The 1838-nt window shown below is 52.3% G+C and carries 1 protein-coding gene and 1 pseudogene; both read right to left on the reverse strand.

Annotated elements, in window-relative coordinates:
• Window positions 1–131: 131 nt before the first annotated feature.
• Complete coding sequence (locus tag AB6804_RS31750; RefSeq protein WP_370889819.1) at window positions 132–1172, reverse strand: glycoside hydrolase family protein; 1041 nt, start codon at window positions 1170–1172, stop codon at window positions 132–134.
• Window positions 1173–1451: 279 nt separating this feature from the next.
• Window positions 1452–1697: pseudogene (locus AB6804_RS31755) on the reverse strand (LysM peptidoglycan-binding domain-containing protein); the annotation flags it as partial.
• Between the last annotated feature and the right edge of the window lie 141 nt (window positions 1698–1838).

Consider the following 1838-nt stretch of genomic DNA (forward strand, 5'->3'; position numbering starts at 1 on the left):
CACACTCGCTTCCGCAGCTCAACCTCATGGCTCTAAACATTAAATTCGCTGTTGCGCTTCAACCTTGAAACCGCCATGCTACGAGTGAAAACAACGCCAACCATTTCATTACTTGCGTCATTGCATTCCTTTCAGTGTCGGGCATCGTAAGTGCCGGTAGTGAACAAGTTGTGTTCACTTCTTCTTCGCGATTTGTTCTCGATATCCAAGAATTCGCTAGCAGCGTCTCGGTAATTGCAGTTATTAACTTTTTCGCAAAGCATCGGCGTTTTGCTCAGGCCGCCAAGATTGAATACTAAAGACATTAATGCGTCAAATTCATACTGATACAGAGGTGCAGTAATCTTCGCTTTCAGTCTGTGCTCGTGTTCAAGAACATCCGCATCAAACAGAGCCAGTGCATCCCTCTTCGGCATTGTACTGACTCGATGTCTATATCCGAGCTGCTCGCACGACTTCTTCGCAATTAGATGCCCCCAACCTACCGTGCAGTACCCTTTACTATCATCGTAGTACAGCACGTTTTCTCTGCTTACATCAAAGTAAACGCCTTCCCATTCTCTAATGAAGGCTTTGCCCTGATCGGACGTACAAAGCTGACCGATGGGCTTTCGATCGCCAGTTTGCTGCGGGGCAGGACTGGAAAGAAACGTTGCGCGATATCCTTGTTGAAGTATGCTCAGGGGATCGATGAGGTCTCCACGTCGTTGGAACCCGTGCGAACCCGGCTGCGACAGTGAAGGTGCCACACTGAACCCTAATGCGCCAGAATAGGCTTCGAAGTGAAGCATGGAAACGTTCTTGTGTCCTACAACGTTCAGCGGACGACCAGCGTCCAGAAGAACTCCACTCTTCGCAATAATCTGGCCCTGTTCAACTCGCTGCCCCACTCTGACAGTGATTGAAGACGGATCTACTTCCCCGTAGCGAACAATGAACTGTTGACCATCGGACGCCGTATGATGGATCGAAACTTCATTAGTACCCATGTAAAAGGCAGAGCATCGAAGAACAACGCCGGGCGCGATCGCGACTATCTCGGTATTCTTCTCAACGTATAGATCTCGCCCAGCGTGCAGGCGCCCCTTTGCACGCTTCGTGCCGAAGCGAGCTACGGGCCTTCCTCCTTCTGTCAGCGCCTTGTCCCATGAATAGTCGCCTTCTCGTCCCACGTTTGGCTCACCGTAGATCGCGTGCCTGTCATTCAAGGGCCGTGTGCGAAGCGGGAAAATGATTGGAGGTGCAGCCCGTTGCGACGTATGCGTCGGTGCCCCGTTGGTATTTTGTTCTTGAACTGATACAGGTACGTGCGAAGCGTTAGACGACGATGACTCCCCTTGCCCAGGCACACGGTTAGCCGGCGCGCTAGATGACGGGGATCGCTGGGTGTCGGAGGGAGCACGAGGGCGAGGCGCATCAGCGCCCCGGTTTTTCACAGGCGGCACTTTTAGCACTTGTCCTGCAAGAATACGGTCGGAGTCAAGCCCATTGACATGTTTTAGAAAATCAACGCTCGTGCAATGAAGCTTCGCTATGGACGTCAGCGTGTCTCCCTTCTTCACTAGGTAGGTTCCACGCCGGTAGGTCCCCTCGCCGTTTGTATCCACTCGCGTACGCACTTTATGGCGCGTCTTAGGGCTAGTTAGTTTGAAGTCAACAAGGCTTGCGTCAACCCGAATTCGCGCAATTTCCTTCATGCTGTCATTAGTCCATCGCTTCACGTACACCGCGAGTTCATCTCCCTTGCGGGTTGCAAATTGCGGCTCTTTTGAAAACGGAGTGGGTAACGGCCTTCAGCGGGCATGCGAGTTGAAGGCGGAGAAGTCCAGTTTGCCTGC

Source organism: Caballeronia sp. RCC_10 (assembly GCF_041360715.1).
GTDB lineage: Bacteria > Pseudomonadota > Gammaproteobacteria > Burkholderiales > Burkholderiaceae > Caballeronia > Caballeronia grimmiae.